This is a genomic window from Staphylococcus sp. EG-SA-2 (assembly GCF_017152085.1).
The window spans coordinates 1-2,020 of sequence record NZ_JACYHC010000676.1 but is presented as its reverse complement, the minus strand read 5'-3'; the positions used below and the strand labels follow the sequence as shown (position 1 = coordinate 2,020).

The 2,020-nt window shown below is 30.5% G+C and carries 3 protein-coding genes; all 3 read left to right on the top strand.

All coding sequences use genetic code 11. From position 1 onward, the window contains the following. Positions 1-1,175 (top strand): transposase (locus IDG60_RS12235; protein WP_206160746.1); only part of this gene is annotated, 1,175 nt, incomplete at its 5' end. After that, positions 1,176-1,811, top strand: coding sequence for a DUF443 domain-containing protein (locus tag IDG60_RS12230; RefSeq protein ID WP_072416008.1), 636 nt, complete (start codon positions 1,176-1,178; stop codon positions 1,809-1,811). A 46-nt stretch (positions 1,812-1,857) separates the two neighbouring features. Further along, positions 1,858-2,020: DUF443 family protein (locus IDG60_RS12225; RefSeq protein WP_206160613.1), on the top strand; the 163-nt coding region annotated here is incomplete at its 3' end.

Below are 2,020 nucleotides of genomic sequence, written 5' to 3'. Positions count from 1 at the left end.
CGAAGCAAGCTTGCGATAATTTTGTGTCACGTTATACGAGTGAGGTTGATAGCATATCTTTAAAAGAATCAGAGCTTGAAGAAGATATCAGATCATTAAGTCAACAAATTACGCGATATGAAAATTTAACTAACAATTTGAAAAAGCATGCTTCCGATAATCAGCAAGCCATTTCATCGAACCAACAAATAATACAAACATTAGGTCAACAAAAACATGAATTAGAAGAGAAACTACGTAAATTACGTGAGTTTAATCAAAAATCACCAGAAATATTTAAAGAAGTTGAAGAATTTCAAAAAATTGTCCAACAAGGACTTACCCAAGCGCAGAATTTTTGGAACTTTTCAACAAATCAATTTAATATACCTTCAGGTAAAGAACTTGATTGGGCTAAAGCAAGTCATGAAAAATATTTGAAAGTTGCTATGGGGAAAATTGAACATAAAGCAGAGAAAGAAACTTTAAATAAAGCAGACTTTGCTGTTATAAAGGCATATGCCAAAGAACATCCAGAAGACGATATCCCGAAAAGTATAATGAAATATATAAATGACAATAAAGATAGTATTAAACGAGATATAGGATTAGATATTACGTCAACACTTTTAGAGCAAGGCGGTATAAATGCAAGTAAATTCGGTGTATTTATCAATACAGCAGGTGGAGTGAAAGGCCCAGCCGGTCCAAATTCATTTGTGGAAGTCAAACGTACATCAGGTAATGTGTTTATAGAAAATGGTAGTAAATTTGCAAAAGGCGGAAAATATCTAGGGAAAGGTGTTGCAGGTGTAGGATTTGGTATAGGTATGTATGATGATCTTGCAAATGATAATAAAACATTTGGAGAGGCATTGTCGCATAATGGTATGACGCTTGCAGCTGGATCTGTTGCAGCATTTGGTGTAGCGGCTTTAGTAAGTAATCCAGTCGGTTGGGCTGTGGTAGGTATTTTAACAGCAGGTATTATTGGATCTACTGTTTCTGATTATCTTTATCAAAATAATTATTTTGGCATAAAAGATAAAGTGGACTGGGCAGGACATAAAATAGACGAGGGTATTGATGCTGTAAACAAAACTGCAGAAAAAGCTGTAGATAGTGTTGGTAATGCCATTGGTGATGCCACAAAAAGTATTAGTAATCATATTAATCCTATGAAATGGAGTTGGTAAATATTGCTTTGCGAATCTAAAGTTATTAATAAAAATCCTAAATATCGAATAATCAAATACGAAAGTGAATACTTAATGATTGATTTAGCAAGTAATTGGATTGTTTTCTTCTTTCCATTTATTAACTGGCTCATACCGAAAACATATGTCAAAATCACTAAGAATGATTATGAAAAATTAAATATTGTCAAACCAGTTAAAAATAAATCGATAGGATGGACTATATTCGCGGGTATTGTGTTACTTGGTGGTACTGTAAGAAGAAATACTTATTTATTTGATTTTCAATTAGAAAAACTAATTGTTTGGAGCAGCTGTTTTATTGGTTTTTTAGGGGTTATATTTTTTTATTGTTATCTAAATAAGAAATTAACATTAAATGTTTATAAGGAAAATAAAAATAATGAACTTAAATTAAGATTATTACCCTCCTTTAAAAATATGTGTTTCACAATTTTTTATTACCTCTTTACTGGTTTCATGTCTTATGGGGCATTTTACTTGTTGGTGTTTGAAAATGTACAAAATTTAATCTTATATATTTCTTGGCTTTTCATGACTATGCTATTTATGTTAATGAATATGCACTCAATTATAGATAAAAAAGTACATATATTTTTAAAGTCTAATAAATAGTTACAAATTTAGTTGGTTTTCAATTGCTAATTAGGGGGTGTAAACATTGCTGTGCGAATCTAAAATCATCAATAAAAACCCAAAATATAGAATTATTAAATATAATGATGAGTACTTAATGATCGATATAATAAGCACTTGGATTAGTTTATTTTTTCCTTTTATTAATTGGTTCATCCCCAAAAGATACGTCAAAATTAGTAGAGAAG